The 24,545-nt window shown below is 68.4% G+C and carries 22 protein-coding genes and 1 pseudogene; 11 read left to right on the top strand and 12 right to left on the bottom strand.

Annotated elements, in window-relative coordinates:
* Both LFM09_RS49030 and LFM09_RS49025 read right to left on the bottom strand, forming a co-directional pair.
* A partial coding sequence (locus tag LFM09_RS49030; RefSeq protein WP_414103543.1) for an alpha-amylase family glycosyl hydrolase occupies positions 1 to 632 on the bottom strand: 632 nt, incomplete at its 3' end.
* Positions 633 to 665: 33 nt separating this feature from the next.
* Positions 666 to 2,642, bottom strand: coding sequence for a maltotransferase domain-containing protein (locus LFM09_RS49025; protein WP_414103542.1), 1,977 nt, complete (start codon positions 2,640 to 2,642; stop codon positions 666 to 668).
* A gap of 238 nt (positions 2,643 to 2,880) precedes the next feature.
* Between LFM09_RS49025 and LFM09_RS49020 the strand changes: the two genes are divergently transcribed.
* Positions 2,881 to 4,422, top strand: a complete 1,542-nt coding sequence (locus LFM09_RS49020) for a serine/threonine-protein kinase (protein ID WP_414103541.1) — start codon at positions 2,881 to 2,883, stop codon at positions 4,420 to 4,422.
* Here the strand turns inward: LFM09_RS49020 and LFM09_RS49015 are convergent.
* Entirely contained in the window at positions 4,397 to 4,750 is a 354-nt protein-coding gene (locus LFM09_RS49015; protein WP_414103540.1) for an Imm1 family immunity protein, read from the bottom strand. The genes LFM09_RS49020 and LFM09_RS49015 overlap by 26 nt on opposite strands.
* Before the next feature lie 116 nt (positions 4,751 to 4,866).
* On the opposite strand from LFM09_RS49015, the gene glgP reads away from it, so the two are divergent.
* The 3 genes from glgP to LFM09_RS49000 all read left to right on the top strand — a co-directional run bounded on the left by glgP (position 4,867) and on the right by LFM09_RS49000 (position 8,867).
* Positions 4,867 to 7,455, top strand: coding sequence for an alpha-glucan family phosphorylase (gene glgP, locus LFM09_RS49010; protein WP_414103539.1), 2,589 nt, complete (start codon positions 4,867 to 4,869; stop codon positions 7,453 to 7,455).
* 300 nt (positions 7,456 to 7,755) lie between these two features.
* Positions 7,756 to 8,301: a hypothetical protein gene (locus LFM09_RS49005; RefSeq protein ID WP_414103538.1), complete on the top strand. Its 546-nt coding sequence runs from the start codon at positions 7,756 to 7,758 to the stop codon at positions 8,299 to 8,301.
* 242 nt (positions 8,302 to 8,543) lie between these two features.
* Positions 8,544 to 8,867 (top strand): hypothetical protein, encoded by a 324-nt coding sequence (locus tag LFM09_RS49000; RefSeq protein ID WP_414103537.1) that lies wholly within the window; start codon positions 8,544 to 8,546, stop codon positions 8,865 to 8,867.
* Between the two features lie 27 nt (positions 8,868 to 8,894).
* On the opposite strand, the gene LFM09_RS48995 is transcribed toward LFM09_RS49000, so the two are convergent.
* The 3 genes from LFM09_RS48995 to LFM09_RS48985 are packed head-to-tail and all read right to left on the bottom strand — an operon-like array spanning position 8,895 to position 11,034.
* On the bottom strand, positions 8,895 to 10,016 hold the full coding sequence (locus tag LFM09_RS48995; RefSeq protein ID WP_414103536.1) for a hypothetical protein: 1,122 nt from the start codon (positions 10,014 to 10,016) through the stop codon (positions 8,895 to 8,897).
* Between the two features lie 44 nt (positions 10,017 to 10,060).
* Positions 10,061 to 10,450 carry a rhodanese-like domain-containing protein gene (locus LFM09_RS48990; protein ID WP_414103535.1) on the bottom strand — a complete coding sequence of 130 codons (390 nt, stop codon included), beginning with the start codon at positions 10,448 to 10,450 and terminating at the stop codon, positions 10,061 to 10,063.
* Positions 10,447 to 11,034, bottom strand: a complete 588-nt coding sequence (locus LFM09_RS48985; protein ID WP_414103534.1) for a cysteine dioxygenase — start codon at positions 11,032 to 11,034, stop codon at positions 10,447 to 10,449. The genes LFM09_RS48990 and LFM09_RS48985 overlap by 4 nt, the downstream gene beginning before the upstream one ends.
* Positions 11,035 to 11,306: 272 nt before the next feature.
* Between LFM09_RS48985 and LFM09_RS48980 the strand changes: the two genes are divergently transcribed.
* A complete protein-coding gene (locus tag LFM09_RS48980) occupies positions 11,307 to 12,119 on the top strand; it encodes a PIG-L deacetylase family protein (RefSeq protein ID WP_414103533.1) in 813 nt (270 codons plus the stop codon).
* On the opposite strand, the gene LFM09_RS48975 is transcribed toward LFM09_RS48980, so the two are convergent.
* On the bottom strand, positions 12,112 to 13,323 hold the full coding sequence (locus tag LFM09_RS48975; RefSeq protein ID WP_414103532.1) for an L-tyrosine/L-tryptophan isonitrile synthase family protein: 1,212 nt from the start codon (positions 13,321 to 13,323) through the stop codon (positions 12,112 to 12,114). The genes LFM09_RS48980 and LFM09_RS48975 overlap by 8 nt on opposite strands.
* A 110-nt stretch (positions 13,324 to 13,433) precedes the next feature.
* Between LFM09_RS48975 and LFM09_RS48970 the strand changes: the two genes are divergently transcribed.
* Positions 13,434 to 14,375: a GlxA family transcriptional regulator gene (locus LFM09_RS48970; protein ID WP_414103531.1), complete on the top strand. Its 942-nt coding sequence runs from the start codon at positions 13,434 to 13,436 to the stop codon at positions 14,373 to 14,375.
* Here LFM09_RS48970 and glgX read toward each other — a convergent pair.
* On the bottom strand, positions 14,352 to 16,466 hold the full coding sequence (gene glgX, locus LFM09_RS48965) for a glycogen debranching protein GlgX (protein WP_414103530.1): 2,115 nt from the start codon (positions 16,464 to 16,466) through the stop codon (positions 14,352 to 14,354). The genes LFM09_RS48970 and glgX overlap by 24 nt on opposite strands.
* A 78-nt stretch (positions 16,467 to 16,544) precedes the next feature.
* On the opposite strand from glgX, the gene LFM09_RS48960 reads away from it, so the two are divergent.
* The 4 genes from LFM09_RS48960 to LFM09_RS48945 are packed head-to-tail and all read left to right on the top strand — an operon-like array spanning position 16,545 to position 20,330.
* The gene (locus tag LFM09_RS48960) at positions 16,545 to 17,387 is read left to right on the top strand and encodes an ABC transporter ATP-binding protein (RefSeq protein ID WP_414103529.1); all 843 of its coding nucleotides are present in this window, start codon (positions 16,545 to 16,547) and stop codon (positions 17,385 to 17,387) included.
* A 54-nt stretch (positions 17,388 to 17,441) separates the two neighbouring features.
* Entirely contained in the window at positions 17,442 to 18,221 is a 780-nt protein-coding gene (locus LFM09_RS48955) for an enoyl-CoA hydratase/isomerase family protein (protein ID WP_414103528.1), read from the top strand.
* A complete protein-coding gene (locus LFM09_RS48950; RefSeq protein ID WP_414103527.1) occupies positions 18,211 to 19,167 on the top strand; it encodes a class I SAM-dependent methyltransferase in 957 nt (318 codons plus the stop codon). The genes LFM09_RS48955 and LFM09_RS48950 overlap by 11 nt, the downstream gene beginning before the upstream one ends.
* 2 nt (positions 19,168 to 19,169) lie before the next feature.
* The gene (locus tag LFM09_RS48945; protein ID WP_414103526.1) at positions 19,170 to 20,330 is read left to right on the top strand and encodes a THUMP-like domain-containing protein; all 1,161 of its coding nucleotides are present in this window, start codon (positions 19,170 to 19,172) and stop codon (positions 20,328 to 20,330) included.
* Here the strand turns inward: LFM09_RS48945 and LFM09_RS48940 are convergent.
* Complete coding sequence (locus LFM09_RS48940) at positions 20,299 to 20,877, bottom strand: TetR/AcrR family transcriptional regulator (protein ID WP_414103525.1); 579 nt, start codon at positions 20,875 to 20,877, stop codon at positions 20,299 to 20,301. The two genes, LFM09_RS48945 and LFM09_RS48940, sit on opposite strands and share 32 nt — an antisense overlap.
* 90 nt (positions 20,878 to 20,967) lie before the next feature.
* On the opposite strand from LFM09_RS48940, the gene LFM09_RS48935 reads away from it, so the two are divergent.
* Positions 20,968 to 21,357, top strand: coding sequence for a DUF4267 domain-containing protein (locus LFM09_RS48935; protein WP_414103524.1), 390 nt, complete (start codon positions 20,968 to 20,970; stop codon positions 21,355 to 21,357).
* Here the strand turns inward: LFM09_RS48935 and LFM09_RS48930 are convergent.
* From LFM09_RS48930 to LFM09_RS48920, 3 genes and pseudogenes are all read right to left on the bottom strand, one after another.
* Positions 21,293 to 22,018, bottom strand: a complete 726-nt coding sequence (locus LFM09_RS48930) for a nucleotidyltransferase domain-containing protein (protein WP_414103523.1) — start codon at positions 22,016 to 22,018, stop codon at positions 21,293 to 21,295. The two genes, LFM09_RS48935 and LFM09_RS48930, sit on opposite strands and share 65 nt — an antisense overlap.
* Before the next feature lie 9 nt (positions 22,019 to 22,027).
* Positions 22,028 to 23,554: a peroxidase family protein gene (locus LFM09_RS48925; protein WP_414103522.1), complete on the bottom strand. Its 1,527-nt coding sequence runs from the start codon at positions 23,552 to 23,554 to the stop codon at positions 22,028 to 22,030.
* Positions 23,555 to 23,641: 87 nt separating this feature from the next.
* Positions 23,642 to 24,545, bottom strand: a pseudogene (locus LFM09_RS48920) (hypothetical protein); the annotation flags it as partial.

Genomic DNA, 24,545 nt, shown 5'->3' with positions numbered 1-24,545 from the left:
TGGCTGAAGAAGCGGTGCCAGAAGAACTGCCCGCGCACCGGGTCGTACGTCCAGTTCGACGACTCCGTGTCGACGAAGATGATCCGTGCGTCGCTGTAGCGCGAGTCGTCGTCGCTCCACACGTAGTAGTCGCCGTACGGGCCGTCCGGGTTCGTCCGCGACTCCTGGAACCACGGGTGCGCGTCGCTGGTGTGGTTGAGCACGAGGTCGGTGATCACGCGGATCCCGCGCCGGTGCGCCTCCTCCAGCAGGTACACGAAGTCCTCGACGGTGCCGAACTCCGGCAGCACCGCGCGGAAGTCGCTGATGTCGTACCCGCCGTCGCGCAGCGGCGAGGCGTAGAACGGCGGCAGCCAGAGGCAGTCGACGCCGAGCCACTCCAGGTAGTCCAGGCGGGAGGCGAGTCCTCTGAGGTCACCGGTCCCGTCGCCGTTGGAGTCGCTGAACGCGCGGACCAGGACCTCGTAGAAGACAGCGCCCTTGAACCAGCTCGGGTTCGCCGACGCCGGTTTGGCTGACTTGAAGTCCTCGGACTGCGGTTCGACCAGGAAGCCCTCGTCGTCGACGGCTTCGCCGGTGTGCGGTGTTCCTTCCAACCCGAGCGCAGCGTCGGGACGGGAGTCGTCGACCATGATGCCCACCTCGTCGAGGGTTGTGCGGGTTGATCAGCTGAAGCGGCGTTGCAGGCTCACGACGTGCGCGGTGGCACGCCACGGCTCGAGGCGGACGTAGTTGGCCTGTCCCCAGTCCCACGTCTCGCCGGTGACCTCGTCGTGCGCGATCACCCGCTCGTGCCAGTCGAACCCGAGCTCCGGCAGGTCGAGGTACAGCGTCCCGTCCTGCGCGGCGTGCGGGTCGAGGCTGACGACGACCACGACCGTGTCGCCCGTCTCCGGGTCGCGCTTGGAGAAGGCGAGCAACGCGTCGTTGTCGACGTGTTGGAACTTCAGCGTGCGCATCTGCTGGAGTGCCGGGTGCGCTTTGCGGATGTGGTTCAGCTTGCGCAGCCACGGTTCCAACGACCGCCCGTCCGCCAGTGCACGGGCGTAGTCGCGGGGCCGCAGCTGGTACTTCTCGGAGTTGAGGTACTCCTCGCTGCCGGGCTTGACGGCCTCGTGCTCGAACAGCTCGTAGCCGCTGTAGACACCCCAGCTCGGCGCGAGCGTGGCCGCCAGCGCCGCCCGGAGCCCGAACATTCCGGGGCCGCCGTGCTGCAGCGACTCGTGCAGGATGTCCGGGGTGTTCACGAAGAGGTTCGGCCGCGCCTCGTCCCAGTGGTCGCGCAGGTCCTCGCCGAACTCGATCAGCTCCTGCTTGCCGGTCCGCCACGTGAAGTACGTGTAGGACTGGGTGAAGCCGAGCTTGGCCAGGCCGTAGAGCCGCGCCGGACGGGTGAAGGCCTCGGACAGGAACAGCGCGTCCGGGTAGACCTCCTTGACCTTCCAGATCAGCCACTGCCAGAAGTCCGGCGGCTTGGTGTGCGGGTTGTCGACCCGGAAGATCCGCACCCCGTGCTCGGCCCAGTACAGGACCACCCGGAGCACCTCGTGGTAGAGGCCCTGCGGGTCGAGGTCGAAGTTGATCGGGTAGATGTCCTGGTACTTCTTGGGCGGGTTCTCCGCGTACGCGATCGTGCCGTCGGGGCGCGTGGTGAACCACTCCGGGTGCTTGAGCACCCACGGGTGGTCCGGCGCGCACTGCAGCGCGAAGTCCAGCGCCACTTCCAGGCCGAGCTCCTGCGCGCGTTCGACGAGCGCGTCGAAGTCCTCGATCGTGCCGAGCTGCGGGTGGATCGCGTCGTGGCCGCCCTCGTCCGCGCCGATGGCCCACGGCGAACCGGTGTCCTCGGGGCCGGCGACGAGCGTGTTGTTGGGGCCCTTCCGATTCACTCGCCCGATCGGGTGGATCGGCGGGAAGTAGACGACGTCGAAGCCCATCGCCGCGACCCGGTCGAGCTCCTTGGTGGCCGTGGCGAACGTGCCGTGCACCGCCTGACCGGTCTCGTCGATCCCGCCGGTGCTGCGCGGGAAGAACTCGTACCAGGAGCCGAACGCGGCCTTCTTGCGGTCGCACCAGACCTTGTGCGTCTTGCCCTTGGTGATCAGCTCGCGCACGGGGTGCTCGAACATGATCTTCTGCACCTCGTCGGCGAACGAGGGCCCGACGCGTTCGTTCAGCGGCCGGTCCTCGTCGCGGAGTGCTTCCGCCGCATACGTGAGAAGTGCTCGCTCTTGCCTGCGATCGGGTCGGCGTGCCACCCGATCGAGTAGCTGTGCGCCGAGTTCAAGATCGTTTGCGAGATCGCCGGGGCCTTGTCCGGCCGCGATCTTCACCTCAACGGCGTGGTTCCAGGTGCCCCAGGGGTCACTCCACGCATCGATCCGGAACGTCCACGCGCCTTCCTGGTCGGGAACGATCGTCGCGCCCCACCTGTCGAGGCCGATGCCGACCTCGTGCATGCGTGTCTGGCGAGCGACTCGGTCGTTCGGTCCGCGCCACGAAACTGTCGCCGCGAGCTTGTCGTGTCCCTCGCGCCAGACTGTTGCTTGGACCGGAATGTGTTCTCCCACAACGGCTTTGGCTGGATACCTGCCAGCCGACACCACCGGGGATACGTCGTCGATACCGAGCCGTCCACTCATCGGCAGCGCCCTTCCGCCGTGTCGCTCCGCGTCGCTCGTAATCCTGCCTTGCTCGATCAAGCGGCCTGTCAGCGGGTTACCCCTTGTAGATCCGTACCCCGCCGTTGTCGATCGCACACCTTGAGCCACCGGTGTGTCCAGGGTCTCTCGCCATCATGTGACCACCTCACGTCCTCTTGGTGGACCGAACCCGACCAAGTGACGGCGTTCTTAAGTCGCGTTGGGTACCGTCCCGCGCGTGAACAAGCTTGGCGACCGCTACGTCCTGCTCGACCAGCTCGGTGCCGGTGCGATGGGCGTCGTGTGGCGCGCACGCGACGAACTCCTGCACCGGGACGTCGCGGTCAAGCAGATGCTGCTCAACGACGTGCAGCCGCACGAGGCCCACGAGGCCGTGCAGCGCGCGATGCGGGAGGGGCGCATCGCGGCACGGCTGCAGCACCCGAACGCGATCGCCGTGTACGACGTCGTGGTCGACGCGGGCAAGCCGTGTCTGGTCATGGAGTACATGCCGTCCAAGAACCTGTCGGCGATCTTGGACGAGCGCGGCCCGATGCCGCCCGTCGAGGCCGCGCGCATCGGATCTTTGGCCGCCTCGGCGCTGGCCGCCGCGCACGAGGCCGGGATCGTCCACCGCGACATCAAACCCGGAAACGTCCTCATTGGACGCGACGGCAACGTCAAGATCACCGACTTCGGAATTTCGCGCGCGCTGGGCGACGTCGCGGTGACCAAGACCGGCATGCTCGCCGGCACGCCCGCCTACCTCGCGCCGGAGCTCGCGCGCGGCGCGGACCCCGCGCCGCCGTCGGACGTGTTCTCGCTCGGCGCGACGCTCTACGCGATGACCGAGGGCGAACCGCCGTTCGGGAAGAGCACCAACGACCTCGGCCTGCTCTACAAGGTCGCGCGCGGCGAGACCCGCCCGCCGATGCGCTCCGGTGCGTTGACGCCGTTGCTGACCCGCCTGCTCGCCAACGAGCCGTCGCAGCGCCCCACCGCTGCCCAGGCGGCGGCGGAGCTGAAGGCCATCGCGGAGGGCAACCCCGTGCCGGCCACCGCCGTGATCCCGCCGCGCCCGATGACGCCGCCGCGCGGCACCGCTGTGATGCCGGCCTCCGGCCCCGGCACGCAGACCGCGCGCCCGATGCCGCCGCAGGGCCCGCGCACCAGGCCGCCCGCGCCCATCGAGGAGCCGGAGCCGCCGCGCAAGAGCAACCGCGGTCTCGCCGTCGTCGCCTCGATCCTCGCGGTGCTGCTCATCGCGGGCGTCGCGTACGCGATCGTCCAGAGTCAGAAGAAGGACAACAGCGCGGCCGGCCCCAGCAACTCGTCGTCGAGCACGCCGACGCCGACCCAGCAGCAGACCGCAGGGCAGGGCACCGCGCCGACCACCACGTCCGAGAAGCCGAAGCCGACGACCACGACCAAGCCGCCGTCGTCGGCGCCGCCCGCGACCAAGTTCACGACGGCCCAGGTCGTCCAGTTCGTGAAGCAGCACTACGCGAAGCTGCCGCAGGACGCCTCGGGTGCCCGCGAGGACTGGGACCCGGAGAACGCGCCCAGCGACTACGCCGAGAAGGAGTACTGGGGTCAGTTCACGAAGGTCGCGGTCAAGGGAAACCCGGTGGTCCAGGCGTCCGGCGACGGCAAGTTCACCGTCACGACGGCGTTGGCGCTGACCAAGGCCGAGTCGAACGAGACCGTGACCGAGGAGCACGTCCTCACGATCTCCGGGAAGGGCGACAAGCTGCTCATCGTGGAGGAGAACCGGGGCTGAACGGCTCCCACTCGACGTCGCTGGAGCGGTCACCGTGCTCGACGAACCGCTCCAGCACGCCCACGATCACCTCGACGGGGAGCTCGCAGCCGGGCGGAAAGTCCTCTGTGGTCCATTCGTCCGTTTCATACGTGACGGGCTCTTCGTTCGTCCCGCCCGAAGTGATCCATTCCTGCCCGTCCGTCCACAGTGCGAACCCCACACCGGGACCGAGGCCGAGCGTGAGGGTGATGTCGCCGCGCGTGTACGACCAGCACTCGCGCTTGCCGGAGCGGTCGGCCGCGCGCTCGTGGACGTGCGCGACGAACTCGTCCGCCAACTGAGACATGAGTCCAGTATCGGCTGCTCACGACCCCACCCGCTCTTGACCGGTTCTGCAAGTCGTTGCAGGTGTGACCGGGAACGTTGTCAGGCCAGGTGGGGTGGCAGGTAAGTTCGCTCGTCATGCGAGCACTTCGCCGGTTCACCGTCCGAGCCAGCCTGCCGGAGCCCCTGTCCGCGCTGAGCACGCTCGCCACCAACCTGCGCTGGACGTGGCACCCGCCCACGCAGGAACTCTTCACCTCGATCGACCCCCGCGTCTGGTCCGAGGTGGGTGGCGACCCGTTGCGCCTGCTCTCCGTCGTCGACGCGGGGAGGCTGGAGTCCCTCGCCAGAGACGAGCAGTTCCTGCTCAAGCTCCACGCGCTGGCGTCCGATCTGGAGCGCTACGTCGAAGGGCCGCGCTGGTACCAGCGCAGGCAGGACGAGATCGCCGGGCGCCGGGAGCACGGTGCGCCGGACACCCCGCTGCCGACGAGCGTCGCGTACTTCTCGATGGAGTTCGGCGTGCACGAGGCACTGCCGAACTACTCGGGCGGTCTCGGCATCCTCGCCGGCGACCACCTCAAGGCGGCCAGTGACCTCGGCGTGCCGCTCATCGCCGTGGGCCTGCTCTACCGGTCCGGGTACTTCCGGCAGTCGCTGTCGCTCGACGGCTGGCAGGTCGAGCACTACCCGGTGCTCGACCCGCGCGGGCTGCCGCTGGAGCTGCTGACCGAGCCGTCCGGGCTGCCGCTGCTGGTCCACGTGGCCATGCCGGGCGACCGGATGTTGCGCGCGAAGATCTGGAAGGCGCAGGTCGGGCGGGTCCCGCTGTTGCTGCTCGACTCGGACGTGGAGCAGAACGACGAGGACCTGCGCGGCGTCACGGACCGGCTCTACGGCGGCGACCAGAACCACCGGATCCGTCAGGAGATCCTCGCGGGCATCGGCGGCGTGCGGGCCGTCCGGACGTTCTGCGAGCTCACCGGGCACGCGCAGCCCGAGGTGTTCCACACGAACGAGGGCCACGCGGGCTTCCTCGGCCTGGAGCGGATCCGCGAGTACATCACCAACGACGGTCTCGACTTCGACCAGGCGCTGACGGCTGCGCGCGCGGGTGCCGTGTTCACCACGCACACGCCCGTGCCCGCCGGCATCGACCGCTTCCCGGTCGACCTGGTCCAGCACTACTTCGGCGCCGAGAACCTCGTGCCCGGCGTGAACACCCAGCGGATCCTCGCTCTGGGCGCCGAGGACAACCCCGGCATGTTCAACATGGCCCACATGGGGCTGCGGCTCGCCCAGCGCGCGAACGGTGTGTCCAAACTGCACGGTGAGGTCAGCCGGGACATGTTCCGCGGGCTGTGGCCGGGCTTCGACGCCACCGAGGTGCCGATCGGGTCGGTCACCAACGGCGTGCACGGGCCGACGTGGGCGGCGACCGAGATGAGCAGGCTGCTCGGTGCGTCCGAAGCGGACACCCAGACCAGCACGGGCCTCGGCATCGGCGCGTTCGAGCCGGTCACCGACGCCGGGCTGTGGGAGCTGCGGTCGACGCTGCGCGGCCGGCTGGTCAACGAGGTCCGCAGGCGGCTGCGCGAGTCGTGGCTGCAGCGCGGCGCGTCGGCGTTGGAGCTGGGCTGGACCGACTCGGTGTTCGACCCGGACGTGCTGACCGTGGGCTTCGCACGACGCGTGCCGACGTACAAGCGCCTCACGCTGATGCTGCGCGACCCGGAGCGGCTCAGGAACCTCCTCCTGCACCCCGAACGGCCCGTGCAGCTCGTTGTCGCGGGCAAGTCACACCCGGCGGACGACGGCGGCAAGGCGCTGATCCAGCAGATCGTGCGCTACGCCGACGACGCGGGTGTGCGGCACAGGATCGTGTTCCTGCCGGACTACGACATGTCCATGGCCCGGTACCTCTACTGGGGCTGCGACGTGTGGCTGAACAACCCGATGCGTCCTCTTGAGGCGTGCGGCACGTCCGGCATGAAGGCGGCCCTCAACGGCGGCCTCAACCTGTCCATCCGTGACGGCTGGTGGGACGAGCTGTACGACGGGTCGAACGGCTGGGCGATCCCGACCGCGGACGGCGTGAACGACCCGATCCGCCGGGACGACCTGGAGGCCAACGCCCTGTACGAGCTGCTCGGTTCGCAGGTCGCGCCGCTGTTCTACGACCGCGGCGAGGACGGCGTGCCGACCCGCTGGATGTCGATGGTCCGGCACACGCTGGCCTCGCTCGGGCCGGTCGTGCAGGCCTCGCGCATGGTCCGCGAGTACGTCGAGACCTACTACGCGCCGGCCGCCGCGTCCGCCCAGAACGTCGTCGGCGAGGGCTACCGCGGTGCGAAGGAGCTGTCCGCGTACCGGCACCGGCTGCGCGCGTCCTGGACGCGCGTGCGGGTGCTCGACAGCGACCTGGTGCTCGGCGGTTCCTCGGTGCCCGTGCTCGGGTCGCCGGTCATCGTGCGCGCGCGGGTCGAGCTGGCCGGGCTGGAGCCGTCCGAAGTGGACGTTCAGGTCGTGCTCGGCAAGGTGTCGCACGACTCCGACGAGCTGAAGGACATCGTCAGCGCGCCGATGACCTACGCGGGCAACGGCAACTACGAGGCCGAGGTGCCGCTGCCGCACGCCGGTGCGCTCGGCTACACCGTGCGCGTGCTGCCGCGGCACGGCCTGCTGGCGACGTCCGCGGAACTCGGCAGGGTCGTTCTGGCCAGCTGAGCACGGCTTAGATCAACACAGGGCATCCAGTTCGCCTTCAAACGGCGGGCTGGATGCCCTGATGTGTCCGTCTTCTTTGTTTCCTGATCACTGCTCGTGACCTGCGTCAGGCGCGTGCACGATTCAGGGCCTTCCCTCAATCGAATGAGCCCTTTTTCGAGTGGGTGAATTCGCGATCTCCGCTGGTAGGGGTGCGTACACAGGCATACGCTCTGTCGCATGGAATGAACCGCACCAGAATTCCTACTCGGCATTTCCGGCGCGGCTCCAGTGAATTGCGCATTGAGGAAGAAGGTAGCCGTGAAGAAAACGATTACCGCACTCTCGCTCGTTGCAGCTCTGTTCACCGCGTCCACCGTCCCGGCTGCCAGTGCGGCTCCTGCCGCGCCAGAACTCCCTGCCGCCTGCGCCGGCCTCGTGACGGATCTCGCCGGGAAGCTCACGAAAGTCGTCGGCAGCCTGTTGCCCATTCCGAACGTCGGCGCCGTGACACCGCTCATCGGTGACCTGCTGAACCTGGTCACCGCGCTGCAGAGTTCCGGCTGTCTGCCGACACCACCGGTCAGCGTGCCGGGCGTACCGCTCCCGGTGAAGGCCGTCGAGTACAACGGCCCGGTCGACCAGTGCCTGCCGGTCGTGCTGAACCTGATCTCGTCCATCGCCGGCCTCGGCGGCACGATCCTCGGCGCGGCCAGCGGTGGCCTGCCGGACGTCGGCAAACTCACCGGCATCCTGACGACGCTGCTGAAGACCGTCACCGACCTGCTGCAGAAGTGCGGCCTGCCGGCGCCTCCGGGTGGTCTGCCCGCGCTGCCGGGCCTGCCGCTGCCGGTCGAGAAGAACTGATCGCCGACGCGGGGTGAGAAAGGGTCCGTCACCGGTCTCGGTGACGGGCCCTTTCTCTGTGTGCATTCCGTAGTATTCCGTGCAGTCCGGAATAGTCGATTCAACCTGCACGGTCACCCGTTTGCCGCAGCTCAAGCGTTTTCCCGGAATGCACACAATGGTGCTACCGATTCGTTTTCGCCGAGATGATGTGGTTAACCTGCGATTGCTCGATCCGCTGCTCGCAGAACGGAAAACTGCAGATGATCAAGAAAGCAATCGTCCTCGGTGTCGCACTCGCAGGCATGGGCCTGTTCGCGTCGACTGCACACGCCGCTCCCACGCAGAGCCGTGATGTGCTGGACACGCAGCTGGTAGGCCCCATCACGGTCACCGCGCTGTCGCACAACCCGTGGACTCCCGGCAACGGCAACGTCACCGGATCGGGCAACATCGGAGGCAACGGCAACAACGTCGGAAACAACAACAACGGAGGTAACGGCAACAGCAACGGTGGCGGCGGCAACAACGTCGGCGCAGGCAACTCGGGTGGGAACGGCAACAATTCGCCGGCTTTCCCCGGCTGATCATTTCCCTCTAGCTGATCTTTGCGGCTAGCTGATCTCCAGACGGGCGCGGGTCGCCGCCACCCGCGGATTCCAGCCCGCGAGCTCGTGCGCTTCGGCCGCGAGCTCGCGGGCCTTCGCGTTGTTGCCGTCCGCCATCCACGCGCGCGCGATGGTGATCAGGTCTTCCGCCCGCCCCAGCGCGTTCTCACTGGCCTCCGCCGACCAGCCGGCGAGCTGCCGCGCCTTGGCGGTGTCGCCCTCGATCAACGCGATCAGCGCGAGCGTTCCGTGCGCCCGGTGCTTCGGATACCCGGCCGCGTAGGCGTTGTCGAGCATGCTGCGCGCGGTGGACAGCCCGACCTCCTCCGGGAACTGCCCGGACTCCACCGCCTGCACCGCGACCCCGGCCGTGGTCGCCATGACGAACGCCAGCTCGCGCGTGCCGAGGTCCTGCCGCCCGCTCAGCCCGATCACGGTCTGCAGTGCCTCCAGGTACCGCTCGCGCGCACACGCCGTGACGACCTTGAGCCCGACCACGGTGAGCAGCTCCGGGTGGTCCCGCTCCAGCTCGGCGTGGATCCGCTCGGCCTCGTCGATGTCACCGCGGTGGTAGGCGTCCATGCCGGCCAGCACCCGCGGCCGCGCCTCCAGCTCGCCGAGCCGGCGCCCGGTGACGCGCGGCAACCCGAAGATGAACCAGCCCAGGCTGGTGTGACCGGGCTTCTCGACCGGCATGAGCTGCAGGAAGAAGCACGCGGTCGCGGCGAGCGCCAGGCCTTTGCCGAACGCGGCGCCGGTCGCGAGCCAGGTGGCCGCCGCGACCGCCGCGCAGAAGACGATCGCGAACGCGCCGGTCAGGACCGTCCGCCGGCGCACGCCCGGCTTCAGTCCGGTGATGCCGACGGTCGCGAGCACCGGGATGTTGCGCAGCACGATCCGCTGGTGCGTCCTGGTCCACGACTTGAGCTCGCCGCCGAGACCGATGATCACGTGGGTGATCCGGAGTCCGAAGAGGACGGCACCGAGCGCCAGACCTGCTTGAGCCGCCGTCAGTTCCAGCACGAGCCCGACGAGCGCGCCGGCCAGCCCGAGGTACCACTCGCCGAGGGTCCAGGCGATCGTTCCGGCCACCACAAGGGCCGCGACGACCCAGCGCACAACAGTCACGGTCTCCAGACGCTACCGGTGTGACACCGGTTCCACCCCGGAGTTCAGACCACTGCCTGCGAGCCGCCCTCACGGATCGGCAGGCCGGCCGCGCGCCAGCCGCGGTACCCGCCGACGAGGTCGGTGGCGTTGGCGAGCCCGACTCGCTGCAGGTCGCGTGCGGCGAGCGACGAGGCCCAACCCTCGTTGCAGACCACGACGACGGTCGTGTCCGCGTCGAAGCCGGGCAGCCGCCAGTCTCCGACGGGGTCCAGCCGCCACTCCAGCACGATCCGCTCGACCACGACCGAGTTCTCGATCTCGCCTTCGGCCAGCCGGTTGTGGATCGGCCGGATGTCGACGATCAGCGCGTCCTTGAGGCCGTGCAGCTCGTGCGGTTCGAGGCGCTTCAGATGGGAGCGGGCCTCTTCGAGGATGGTGTCGACGTTGCTCACGGGCCCTCCTGGTCGGCCAGCTGACGCAGTTCGGACAGGGGGAGGCGCTGAGCGGGCAGCGGCGGAATCGAGTCGGGGATGTCGAGCAGCGACGCGTACTCGCGGGTCGGCACGAGCGGTGGCGAGTAGGCGTGCACGGTCGCGGCCGGCGCGTCGAACGGGTTGGTGACCTGGTGCGCGCGGCCGGAGCCGAAGCCCAGCGCCTCGCCGGTGTTGCGGACCGCGGACCGGATCGGCCCGGCGGGGTAGCGGTAGTCCTCGTTCAGCTTGCCGGTCAGCACGGTGAACGACCCGGCCGAGCCGCCGTGGTCGTGCGGTTCGGTGCCCTGACCCGGCAGCCACGACAGCAGCCACAGCTCCACGCCCTCGGTCAGGCCGAGCCGCGCCCACCAGCGGCGTTCGGTCGAGTAGTCGAGGATCGAGAGCAGCCCCGTGGTCAGCTCACTCGCGACGAACGAGGTCAGGTCGCGCAGCTCGCGCGGGGTCCACAGCGACCGGGACGGGTGGATCACGTCGCGCAGCAGCTGGCTGTCCAGCACCGGGTGCAGGTCGAATTGATCTTGGTCGGTGTAGGTCGAAGTCACGCACTCGCTCCTGATGGCCGCGTCACTGGTACGGGATAGCGGTCAGACGCGACGCAAATGGCGTGGCTGAACGGCTCAACGCATGCGTCGCGTCGAGCTACACCCGCACGACGCGACGAGAACGAGGTCGATCGTGCGGTCCGTCCAGCAATAGACCACCACGGCCGTGATGTTGCCAGACACGGCCGGAGGGTGGCTAGTGCGTCCACAGCGTGGTCTGTGGTCTTGACCAGAGGTTGCGTCCACCTGCTGGGACGCCGTACGCACCAGAGATGGAGCTCAGTCGCCGAAAGGCGCTCGCACTCGGTGCCGCCGCAACCCTGCTACCAGGCACGGCCAACGCGGCGGCGCCTCCGCCGGCGATCTTCTACTCGCCGCACCAGGACGACGAGTCGCTCGCCATGGCCGGATCGATCCGCGAGCACAAGGAAGCCGGCCGTCCGGTGATCCTCGTGCTGCTCACCCGCGGCGAGAACGGCGGATTGCTCGACATCATGAACGGCACGGAGGACTGTCCACTCGGGCGGGACTGCCCCGGCGGTGGTTCACACCGCTTCGGGTTGGTGCAGGACGACATCGTCCGGGCGCGCACCGCCGAGTTCCGTGCGGCGGCGCAACGGCTCGGCGTCGACAAGGTCGTCATCCGGGACCGGCCGGACTCCGCGTGGACCGACTACGCCGGGTTCGTGCGGGAGGTCCGGGACGTGATCCTGGAGTTCGAGGCCCGTTGTCCGGGCGCGTCCCACAAGCTGGTCAACGGCTACCGCGACGTGGTCCACGGATGGGATCCCAACGAGCCCAACCTGACGCACAAGGCGTGCCGGGAGGCGGCGGAAGGGTTGGCAGGACTCGACTTCCGCTTCTACTGGGTCTACGGCTACACCTACCCGCTCCCGCAGCGGACGGCCGACTACGTGCTTTCGTTGAGCGACCGGCAGTTCGCCCGCAAGCTCCAGGCGTTGAACGAGTACCGGCGCTGGGACCCGAGGCGCGGCCGGTACGCGCTCGGGTACCACAGCGTCGGCAAGCTCATGATCGATCCGGCGATGGCGGACCCGCGCGAGTACATCGACCTGCCTAGTTGATCTCGCGGTAGTAGTAGGGGAACGGGTCGTTCGGGAGGTGCACCGGGATCGCGCCGCGCAGTTTGGCGTCGAGCTCGGTGCGCACCCGCCACTGGCCGTTCGGCTTCAACACGGCGACGCCCTGCCACGGGAAGACGTTCGTGAACTTGTTGACGAGGTGGAAGCCCCACTGGCCGGGCTTCGGGTGCACGGTGCCGCGGATCGACTGCGGGTAGAAGCGCGGCACCATGTTCATGACCTTCAACGTGTAGAGCGTCAGCGTGAAGCGCAGCGCGTACTCGTCGGCGCGCTTCAGGATGTGGTCGCCGACCGCGCGCATCTCTTCTGCCGCTTCGGTTACGTCCTCACCGGCGACCGTGCGCGACAGCACCTGACTGAGCAGATGCACGGCTTCTGCATGTGTGTTCATGTTCGCCGTGAGGTTGCGTACGAGGTACTTCCGGTGGGCGTCGTCGGTGTTGTCCTCCCACCACTTGCGCACCTTCGGCTCAAGGCGGGCCTTCACGTCGTCGAACTCGTCCTGCACGGACGCCACGACGTCATCGAGCATGTCGACCATCGTGATCGTCTTCTCGGCGTCGAGGTCGCGGATCATCTGCTCGGCGTCCGCGCGGTAGCAGCGCGCCTCGTGGTCGCTCACGCCGAACAACGGGCCGTAGATCATGCCGTCGCTGATCACGTGCATGACTGCGCCCGGCTCGTGCACGAGGCTGATCGCGTGGCTCAGCTCGATCAACCGCTGCAGGTTGAGCAGCTCCGCCATGTCGGGTGAGCGGCGCCGGACCTTGACGGGGTTCGGGATCTTGAACGGGTACGACGGCAGCGTCACCGGGATCGGCGTGCCCTGCTCGACGTGCAGCCGCAGGGTGTCCTGCCACAGCTCCCAGTTCTCGGCGAAGCGGGTCTTCTCGACGCTGCCGGCCCGGTACCGCCCGCACGCCATCAGCTCGAAGATCCGCCGCGCCGGGTCGTCGATCCGGTTGAGCTTCGCTCGGATCTTGCCGACGAACGTCTCCGCCTCCGTGAGCGCGGTCAGGCGGATTGATTTGTGATCGATCGACTCGACGACCTCGGGCTCGGGTTCGGTCCCGCCGAGTGCCGCCACCTCGCCGCGCACGGGTTCCGTCGGACTGAGCATTACGAACCACGGGTCCACCGTTTCCACGTCGAGCACGGCAGGTCCTGCAGTCGATTTGCTGGGCACGTCGTTGCTCCCTCGTGTCGGCGAAAACGGCGGAGTGGTTGCTATTCTCGGCAGCAACCTCCGCTGCCGCCAAGGGGTGAAAATCGCCAACTGGGGGAGGAATCGCGCCAATGCATCGAGTTGTGGTGTTCGTGCCAGAAGGCGTGGTGTTGCTTGATCTCGGGATGGTGTCCAGAACATTCGAGGACGACCTCGGTGAAGGCGCTACCCGTTACCAATTGAGATATGCCTGCCGCGCTGGGAATGGCGTGCGCACCTCGCACCGGCTGCTAATTGAGACGCACGGCGGACTCGAACTGCTGAAGTTCGCGGACACCGTGGTAATACCCGCATTCACCAGCGTCAACCGTTCCGCCGCGCAGGACGTCATTGGTGCGCTGCAGGCCGCCCGGTCGGCTGGGTCGCGCCTTGTCGGGCTCTCGACCGGTGCCTTCGTGCTGGCCGAAGCCGGTGTGCTGAACGACGGCACGGCGGCGGTGAGCGTCGAGTGGTCTGACGTGTTCGCGCGCCGGTTTCCGCAGGTGGACGTTGCTTCGGGCGTTCCGTACGTCGAATGGGAGGGCGTTTCGACGGCCAGTGACACGGCCGGCACCATCGCGTTGCTGCGGCATCTCACCCGGCGTGACTCGGACGGCTTGCCTGTCCGATCGCTGTCGAATGCAAGCGAGGAATGGGGTGAACCTGATAGCCTGGCCGTCCTTCGGGAATGGATTGTCCACAACCTGGAATCCGCGTTGCCGCTGAGTGAACTCGCCACCCGAGCGCATCTGTCGCAACGCACCCTGATCCGAAGATTTCGGGCCGAGACCGGCCTCTCGCCCGGCCAGTGGATCCTGGCTCGCCGCATCGACGGCGCGAAGACGTTGCTCGAAACCACGAACGACACCGTCGACCAGATCGCGCGCTCTGTCGGATTCAGTTGCGCGAGTACGTTGCGCGACCATTTCAAGAAGATGACCGGCGTCACACCCGCCAATTACCGTGCGGTTGCCCAGAATTTGGACCGCCAGCTTCGCGCGACCGGCGAATCAGCGCGGTACGCGGAGCAGTAGCAGCGAGCGTGCTTCCATTGTGAGCTTCGCTCGCGGCAGCAGGCCGTCGGGCTCGGACGGCGAACCGTCCGCCGTCGCCGTGTCCAGATACGGCTCGTACGACGGGCCATACCGCTCGTGCGGCAGTGTCACCGTGATCGCGTCCGCACCGGCGTGCATCAGCAACAGCCACGAGTCGTCCGACACGAGCTCACCTTCCCGCGTGCGTGAGAGGCAGTTCGAGCCGTCGATGAACATGCCGAGCGTCCGCCGCCCCTCGTCGAACCAGTCGGTCTCGGCCATCTCGTGGCCGTCCGGCCGGAACCACACCAGGTCCGGGTTGCCGCTGGGCGTCGTGCGGCCCTCGAAGAACTGGGGCTGCCGCAACGCGGGCGAGCCCGCCCGCAGCTCGATCAGCCGCTGGGCGAACCCGAGCAGCGACTTGCCGGCGTCCGTCTCCGTCCAGTCGACCCAGGAGACCGCGTTGTCGAGGCAGTACGGGTTGTTGTTGCCGCCCTGCGTGCGCCACATCTCGTCGCCCGCCGTCAGCATCGGCGTGCCGGTCGACAGCACGAGCGTCGCGAGCAGGTTCCGTGCCTGCTTGGCCCGCAGCGCCAGGATCTCCGGGTCCTTCGTCTCCCCCTCGGCGCCGCAGTTCCACGACCGGTTGTCGTTCGTGCCGTCGCGGTTCTCCTCGCCGTTCTCCTCGTTGTGCTTGTCGTTGTACGACACCAGATCGCGCAGCGTGAACCCGTCGTGCGCGGTGATGAAGTTGATCGACTGCCACGGGCGGCGCAGGTCGTCCGCGTAGAGATCTGACGACCCGGAGAGCCGGTATGCGAGGTCGCGCACCGACGTGTGGCCGCGCCAGAAGTCGCGGACCGTGTCGCGGTACCGGCCGTTCCACTCCGCCCACTGCACGCCGAAGTCGCCGACGCGGTAACCGTCGCCCGTCGCGTCCCACGGCTCCGCGATCAGCTTGCTGCGGCACAGCACCGGGTCCGTGGTGATGGCGGTGAGCAGGGCCGAGTCGCGGTCGAAGAACCCGCCGTTCGGCCGCCCCATCGTGGAGGCGAGGTCGAACCGGAACCCGTCCACGCCCATCTCGTCGGCCCAGTACCGCAGCGAGTCCGTGACCAGCCGCACGACCTGCGGCGACCCCGCGTCCAGCGTGTTGCCGCAGCCGGTGATGTCGACCGTGCTGCCGCCGCCCGCGTGCAGGTAGTAGCCCGGCGCGTCGTACCCGCGGAAGCAGAGCGTCGGCCCGTCCGGACCGCCCTCGCAGGTGTGGTTGTAGACGACGTCGATCAGCACCTCGATGTTCGCCGCGTGCAGTGCCGCGACCATCGTCCGGAACTCCTGGATCTCGTTGCCCGGCTCGCTCGCGTACGCCGCGTGGGGCGCGCAGTAGCCCAGCGGCGAGTAGCCCCAGTAGTTGGTCGCGCGCCTGCTGATCAGCGACGGTTCGTCCTGGAAGGCCTGGACCGGCAGCAGCTCGACGCTGGTGACGCCGAGGCGGGTGAGGTGCCCGATCGCCGCCGGGTGCGCCAGACCGAGGTAGGTGCCGCGCAGCTTCTCCGGGATGTCCGGGTGGTTCTTGGTGAAGCCCTTGACGTGCATCTCGTAGATGACGGCCTCTTCGAACGGCACCTCGGGCTTCACGCCGGTGTCCGCGCCGCCCGGTGAGCTCACGACGCTCAGGGGGACGCTGCCGAGCGAGTCGACGGCCGACGGCGGCCCGTGCATCGGGTCGCCGACGTAGCCCAGCGACGCCCGCAGGTCCGTGATCTTCCCGGTGATCTGCCGCGCGTAGGGGTCGACGAGGAGCTTGGCCGGGTTGCACCGCAGCCCGCGCCCCGTGTCGTACGGCCCGTGCACCCGGAACCCGTACCTCTGGCCTGGCGTGACGCCGGGGACGAGGCCGTGCCAGACGCCGAACGTCCGTTCGGTCAGCTCGACCCGCTTCTCCGCCCCGTCGTCGTCGATGAGACAGACCTCGACCGCATCAGCGACGTGGGACGTCACCGCGAACCGGACACCGCCTGCTTCGGCGTGTGCCCCCAGTGGGAACGGTCGGCCTGCCAGCACCTCGGACTCGGGTCGCGTAGCCATACCTCCGATCTTGGCATCCGGCACCGACAAAAAACTTGAGAGTTCACACAGGCGGCGCAGCGCTCTCGGGACACCCCGATGGGTGGGGGCAGGGAGGCCGTTGGGAACAATGGGCCCGTGGCGGACGTCGACGTGACAGATCTGGTCGTGCACATGGCGGGCGTGTCGGTCCGTCGAGGGAAGAACACGCTGGTCGGCAACATCGACTGGAGCGTGGAGCTGGACGAGCGCTGGGTGGTGCTCGGCCCCAACGGAGCGGGCAAGACCACCCTGCTACGGCTCGCCAGCGCCGAGCTGCACCCGACCAAGGGCAAGGTCCACCTCCTGGGTGAACGCCTCGGCAAGACCGACGTCCAGGAGCTCAAGCCCCGCATCGGCCTGTGCTCGGCCGCGCTGAACGGCCGCGTGCCCGGCGACGAGAAGGTCGTCGACCTGGTCGTGTCCGCCGGCTACGCGGTCCTGGGCCGCTGGCGCGAGGAGTACGGCAAGCTCGACACCGACCGCGCCCGTGAGCTGCTCGGCACCCTCGGCATCGAGCACCTGGCCGACCGCCTCTACGGCACGCTGAGCGAGGGCGAGCGCAAGCGCACGCTGATCGCCCGCGCGTTGATGACGGACCCCGAGATGCTGCTGCTCGACGAGCCGGCCGCGGGTCTTGACCTGGGCGGACGCGAGGACCTCGTGGCGAAGCTCTCCGAGCTGGCGATGGACCCCGACGCGCCGGCCACGATCCTGGTCACGCACCACGTCGAGGAGATCCCGCCCGGCTTCACGCACGCGTTGCTGCTGCGTGAGGGCTCGGTCGTGGCCCAGGGGCTGCTCGACGACGTGCTGACTGAGGAAAACCTCTCAAAGACGTTCGGTCAGGACCTCGAACTGCAAAAGTCGGGGGAGCGGTTCTTCGCCCGCCGAAAGGTCTGAGAAGCTACCGCCGGGTAACGTGACACCGCCGTCGCGACAACTATGGAGGGCTGCGTGGCTGAGTTCGTGAGGCTGGAAGTCGAGGACGGGATCGGCACGATCCGGCTGGATCGGCCGCCGATGAACGCCCTGAACCGGCAGGTGCAGACCGAGCTCCAGGCCGCGGCCAAGGAGGCGTCGGAGCGCTCGGACGTCTACGCGGTCATCGTCTACGGCGGCGAGAAGGTCTTCGCGGCCGGTGCGGACGTCAAGGAGTTCGCGCAGATCTCCCACGCCGAGATGACGCTGCGGGCCAAGTCACTGTCGGACGCGCTCGGCGCGCTGGCCTCCGTGCCGAAGCCGACCGTCGCCGCTATCACGGGCTACGCGCTGGGTGGCGGCTTCGAGGTCGCGCTGGGCTGTGACCGCCGCATCGCCGGCGACAACGCCAAGGTCGGCCAGCCCGAGATCCTGCTCGGCCTGATCCCCGGTGGTGGCGGCACGCAGCGCCTCGCCCGGTTGATCGGTCCGTCTCGCACCAAGGACCTGCTCTACACCGGCCGGTTCGTCGGCGCCCAGGAGGCGTTGGAGATCGGCATGGTCGACGAGGTCGTCGCTCCCGATGACGTGTACGAGGCCGCCAAGCGCTGGGCCAAGCAGTTCGTCAACGGGCCTGTGCTCGCGCTGGCCGCGACCAAGGCGGCCGTCGACGGTGGTCTCGACACCGACCTGGAGTCGGGTCTGAAGCTGGAGAGCCACCTGTTCGCGGCGCTGTTCGCGACGGAGGACAAGAAGGCGGGCGTCGAGTCGTTCATCGCGAACGGGCCCGGAAAGGCGAAGTTCAGTGGCAACTGACCCGGCACCCAACCCGCACGCGTCGGCCGAGGAGATCGAGGCCGCGTGGAAGGACCCCAAGCTCGCCAACGTGCTGTACCACGACTGGGAAGCGGGCACGTACGACGAGAAGTGGTCGATCTCGTACGACGACCGCTGCATCACGTACGCCGTGGATCGGTTCAAGGCCGTCGCTGGTGATGCCGGCCCGTACGAGCACGCTCTCGAACTCGGCTGCGGCACGGGCTTCTTCCTGCTGAACCTGATGCAGGGCGACGTGATCAAGAAGGGCTCGGTCACCGACCTGTCGCCCGGCATGGTCGAGGTCGCGCTGCGCAACGCCCAGCACCTGGGCTTGGACGTCGACGGCCGGGTCGCCGACGCCGAGCGCATCCCGTACGACGACAACACGTTCGACCTCGTCGTCGGCCACGCGGTGCTGCACCACATCCCGGATGTGGAGGCGGCCATGCGCGAGGTGCTGCGGGTGCTGAAGCCGGGCGGCAAGTTCGTGTTCGCGGGCGACCCGACGAACATCGGCAACTTCTACGCCCGCAAGCTCGGCCAGGCGACGTGGTGGCTGACCACCAACGTCACCAAGGCCGTGCCCGCGCTCGGGGGGTGGCGTCGCCCGCAGGAGGAGCTCGACGAGTCCTCGCGCGCGGCCGCGCTGGAGGCCGTCGTCGACCTGCACACGTTCGACCCGGACGACCTGGAGAAGACCGCTCGTCGCGCGGGCGCCGTTTCGGTTCGCGCGGTGACGGACGAGCTCTCCGCTGCTTTGTTCGGGTGGCCGGTGCGCACGTTCGAGGCCGCCGTGCCGCGCGAGAAGCTGGGCTTCGGCTGGGCGATGTTCGCCTACCGCACCTGGCAGAACCTCTCGTGGGTCGACCAGAACGTCTTCGCGAAGGTCCTGCCGCGCGAGGTGTTCTACAACGTGTCGGTCACCGGTCAGAAGTCTTCGTAGTAGTGGGGTACGCGTTCACCTCGGACGACGTGGCGTTTCTGCGCTCTGCCGCCGGAGTCGCCGCTCTCGCCGAGGTGGACGCGTTGCCGTTCACGGACTCTTCGCGTCTGCACGACGTCGGTGTCGCTCGTCGGTTGCTCGGCTCGCGGTTCGCTCCCGTCGTGGAAACCGTGCTGCTGCGCCGGCGCGCATTGTCCAAACTGGACTCTTCAGGGTCTTGGCTCTTCACCGACGACGCTTTGCAGCAGGCCACCGCGTCTCCGGTTGCTCGCCACCGCGCCTCTCGGTTTCTTGGTCGTGACGTCCACGACGTCACTTGTTCGATCGGCGCGGATCTTTCTGCCTTGAGCGCGGTCGCGGCGCGGTGCATCGGCTCGGATCTCGACCCGGTGCGGCTTGCCATGGCGCGCAACAACGTTCCGGGTCAGGTCGTCGTCCAGGCCGATGCTTTGAAGCCCGTGTCGCGCGGTGCCGCTGTGACCGCGGACCCGGCCCGTCGTGACTCCTCCGGCCGCCGCAAGTGGCACCCTGCGGACTTCGTGCCGCCCTTGGACGAGCTGTCCGAGGTCTACGCGGGAGTCGATCTCGCGGTGAAGTGCGCGCCTGGGATCGACTTCGCGGTCGCGCCGTGGGCCGACGAGATCGAGCTGGTGTCGTTGGACGGCGCCGTTCGCGAGGCCTGCCTGTGGACGCGCGGCCTTGCCACCGAAGGGGTTTCGCGTCGCGCGACCGTTCTGCACGGCTCCTCGTCGTGGACGATCACCGACTTGGAACCTGACGACTGCCCGGTCGCCGCGCCCGGCTCGTGGATCATCGACCCGGATGGCGCGGTCGTGCGCGCCGGGCTGGTGCGGCATTACGCCGCGCGGCACGGCCTGTGGCAACTCGACGAACGCATCGCGTATCTGAGCGGGGATGTCGCGCCTGCGGGCATCCGGGCGTTCCGCGTGCTCGAACACGCGCACTACACCGAGAAGTCCTTGAAGTCGTTGCTGAAGGCGCGCGGGATCGGGCGGTTGGAGATCCTGGTGCGCGGCCTGGACATCGACCCGAACACCTTGCGCAAGCGGTTGAAGCTCGCGGGTCCTGACGAGGCCACGGTCGTGCTGACCAGGATCGGGTCCGGGCCGGTCATGGTGCTGTGCCGGGCTGAACGGACCTGAGCACCAGGTCCAGCCGCGCCTGGTGGTGATCGGGCCGCAGTCGTTTCCCGTGCGTGAGCGTGGCGATGCCGTGCAGCGCGCTCCAGAACACCTCCGTGAGCGTCTCCAGATCGCGGTCGCCCACCACCGGCTCGACCGCGGCCACGAACTCACTGAACGCGTCACGCAGCTCGGCCGGCGTCTCCTCGGTGCCGAACGGGATGTCGATCTGCTGCACGAACATCGCGTCGTAGAGCGCGGGCCGCTCGCGGGCGAACTCCAGATACGCCTCCGCCGCGGCCTGCAGTCGAGTCTTCCCCTGGGTTGAGCGAGCCTTGCGCATCAACCTGGCCAGCTCGCCGAACCCCTGGATCGCGACCGCGCGCACGATCGCGTCCTTGCCCTTGAAGTGGCTGTAGAGCACCGGCTGGCTGTATTCGACCTTGTCAGCGAGCCGCCGCGTCGTGACCGCGTCCCAGCCCTCCGACTCGGCCAGGTCACGTGCCGCGTCGATGATCAGCTGGTGGCGCTCCGCGCGTTCGCGTTCGCGCCGGTTCTGGATGGTCACGGCAGTGAATCTAGCACCGCTAGACATGCGAGCGCGACTAGTGTTAGCGTCGCTCTATTCGCTAGCAACGCTAGATTCTGGAGGACGGCAATGCGACTCACCACGGTCATGAGCTGGCTCGTCGTGCTGGCGGGGTTCGTCTTCGGCCTGAACTACCTGCTCAACGGCCCAGGCGCCGCAGCGGGTTTCGGCATCGTCGACCCCGACGGCTACTACATCGTGAAGGGCGTGCGCGACCTCGCGTACGGCCTGACAGCCCTGATCCTGTTGCTGCTCAAGCAACGGCGCGCACTCGGCTGGGTGGTCCTGGCGGACTCGATCATCCCGATCGGCGACTGCCTGGCCGTGATCACACACGGCGGCACAGTCGGCTTCGCGCTAGCGGTGCACGGCTCTGCGGCGGTGCTGGTGCTGCTCACCGCTGCACTGCTTCTCCGAGAGACAGCGCCCGCACGGTCTCAGCCAGCGCTGAGTCACTGATCTCGGCCACCAGCAGCCCGGTCAGCACCTCGAACACCCGCCGCAGCTCATCGGGATGCACCGAGAGCGCAAGCGTCCCGGCGAACAGCGAGGTGTCCGCGAGATCGTCCAGCCCGCGCCCCTGCACCGCGTTGACGCCCTCGTTCAAGCAGTGCAACGACATCACGTGGTCGCGCATGTTGTTGAGCATGTAGAGCGCCTGCCAGACCCGCCCGCGCGCGATGGAAGACCGCGTGTGCAGGCCGTAGAGCCAAGCGGTGCCGATGAGCTCGGCGCGGTCGGGCTGGGCGCTCTGCGGCAGCGAGTTGGCCTCGCCGAACAGCAGCCGAAACGTCGGGCCGGTCGCGCCGAACTCGGTCGACGGCCAGAACGCGATGTCGACCTGAAGGGTCGAGCGCATCAGGAAGACGCGGAACAGGACCGAGCCGCGTCGCACATCGAGGTGGCTGACCGCGCCGCACGCGTAGAGCAGCGCGGTCCAGTCGGTGACGACGGCGTCGATCTCGCGGTCTACCGACAGGGCGAAGTCGATGTCGGACCACCGGTCTTGCATGCCGACGGCCGCGGAACCGGTCAACGCCGCCCCGACCACTCGCGGGTCGGTGTCGGCGGCGTTGACCAGATCACTGCGCAGTTGTTCGCGCTCCGAAACGGTGAACACCACCCAACCCTATTGGCCGCGACTTGAGGGATCGACGCGGGCGAACCGGAGCAGGTCGACCATCGTGAACTGACCGGCGTTGCGCGACGGCAAGGTCGGTTTCCAACCAGGCTGCTGCCTCAAGTAGGACTCTGGATCGAGTTGAAGCAACCCGACGAACACTTCGCCGACCAGTCGGGCGGTGGCACCCGCGAGCGAGAGGCCGTCGCCGAGGGTCTCGGCTTCGCGCAGCGTGTAGTACCAGAGCGGGGTCGAGCGGTCGAAGCCGAACTCGCGCAGCTCCGGGATGTTGTCCAGCACCGGGATGCCCATCGCCTTCGCGACGGCCTGCCCGGACGGCAGCGACCACGTGAGGTGCCGCAGCAGGTTGCGCTGTGGCAAGGAGATCGGTGGCTGGCCGTCCGCGATCGCGCCCAGAGGCAGCTTGAACAGCGGTGTCGAGATGTGCGTGTCGATCCGCTTGTTCGGCCGCACCTGGCCGTCGCCGAAGTCGAAGAACGTCTGCCACCCGATGAACCTCCGGCGCGCCCGCCGCCCGCCGCGCAGATCCACCGGATCGGCCTGTCCCTCGCCCGCCGGGTCGAAGACGAAGCCGAAGAACGGCTGATTGTTGCTGTCTCCCTTGAGGTTGGCTCGATACGACGGCCGCACCTGGCTGTGCCCGAACCGGTAGCAAGCGCCCTGGAACTCCACCGGCATGAAGTGCTGGCCCTGCGCCGGCCGGTAGTACCGTCGGCCGTGCGTCAGGATGTCCTGCGTGAGGCCGAAGCCGATCGTCGCCGGCAGGAACTCGTGCACCACGATCCACTGGTAGTGCCACACGACCGTGCGTTGCGCGTCCGCGAAGACCCGGTCCGCCGGGGTGCCCTGTGCTCTGAGGCGATCGACGATCCGGTTGTGGAACAACAGGATCGCCACGTGCAGACCGGCGATCATGATGTTCTCGTCGTTGCGCGGGTCGCCGATGATCGCGACACCGTCCTGACGGCGTGGCAGGTCCTCGAAGAGACCGCCGTGCTCCACGCGGAACTTGGCGCGGTCGTTGGAGTCGTACAGCTGCGGCGACTGCACCGGGCCGCCGCCGTACACGGAATCCAGTGACAGGGTGGGATTCCGCGTGTTCGGACTCTGCTCGGGCACCGCCGGCACCGCGAGCCTGGAGTTGAGGTCGAAGGTGAAGTCGTGGTCGATGAACTGCCCGAGGAACGTCATTCCCGCGGTGTGGAAGGGGTTGTCGAGGTTGCCCGGACTCAGCTCCGGGTTGGTGATCAGTCGGATCGGCCCTTCGTGCAACGGATCCTTGGCGTCCAGTGGCCCGCCGATCGCGCCCATTGCCCGCAACGCGTCCTGCGTGCGTGGCGTGTTCTCCGCGAACGGCGGCAACCCTCCGAACATCCGGCCGAAGAAGCGGGGCGAGGTGGCTGTGGCACCAGGTTCCTCCACAGCCACCCGCGCGGCGGCAGGGGAGGGCGCCAGTGTCACCGCACCGGCGCCCGCGACGCCTCCCAGAAATCCACGTCTGGTGAGATTGCCCATGTCAGCGCAGTGTTCTGCAAGATCACCTGCCGCCGCACGGACGAAGAACCATGCAGGGGACGCCAATCCCTTACGCCGCTTTCCAACTCAACCGGGCTTGCGCACCAGGTTCGTGTACCCGGCCAGCGCCAACGTGGCCAACCCCCACACCGCCAGCTGCACCAACCAGATCGCGGCCGTGAACGCCTGCCCCGCCTTGGAAGCCGTGTCCAGGTCGCACCGCGCCCGCATGCCGGTCGTGCCCAGCGGCAGCCCGCGATCCAGTCCGAGCCCGACGAGCTCCACTGTGGAGCAAGGCGTTCCGGCCGCGGCGGCCGCGGTCGTGACTCGTTCCGCGGCGAGATGACCGGGACGGGTGGAGACCTGGCCTGCGCACCAGCCGAGCGCACCAGAGATCGCCAGCACCAGCGCGAGCGCTCCGGCGGTGCGGCGGGCCCGGTAGCCGTAGCCGGCCAGCGCACCCCACAGCCAGTGGAACCACTGCGTCATCGGCCCGCCGAGCGCCTTCGGGTTCCGGCGACGGAGATCTTCCTGTTGTGCGATGAGGATACCGCGCACGGTGCCATCGTGCCCGGCCGCCCGCTCGACGGCGGCGAGGCGCTGATACGCGGAGGCGTGATAGTCCGGGGTGTGGCAGCGGATCAGGTGCAGCCACTGCTGCCAGTCCCATTCCGGCCCGAGGGAGGTGTATGAGAACTCGTCCAGCTGCACCCATCGACTGGAGAAGGCGCAGGTGGATCCCCGTGCGCGGCGGGGGCACACGAGGACGGGCAGCGTCACGGTCGACCCGACCACCATGTCCCGCAGGTCCAGGAGCGGACCGTGCCCCACTCGCACCGCCATCTCGACCTTGCTCCCACCGTCGAACCGGCTGACGCGGGCCCCGCTCAGCACCACGACACCCCTGCGGCCGCTCCCGATCAGCCGGGTCTTGTCCCGCAGGAACAGCCGGCCACCGACGTGCGCCTGGTCGGCGTGCACCGCCGGGCCG

Origin of the sequence: Lentzea alba, from assembly GCF_047445655.1 — a bacterium.
Lineage (GTDB): Bacteria > Actinomycetota > Actinomycetes > Mycobacteriales > Pseudonocardiaceae > Lentzea > Lentzea alba_A.
Note: the sequence above shows the minus strand (reverse complement) of the source record. Positions and strands in the feature narration are given on the sequence as shown.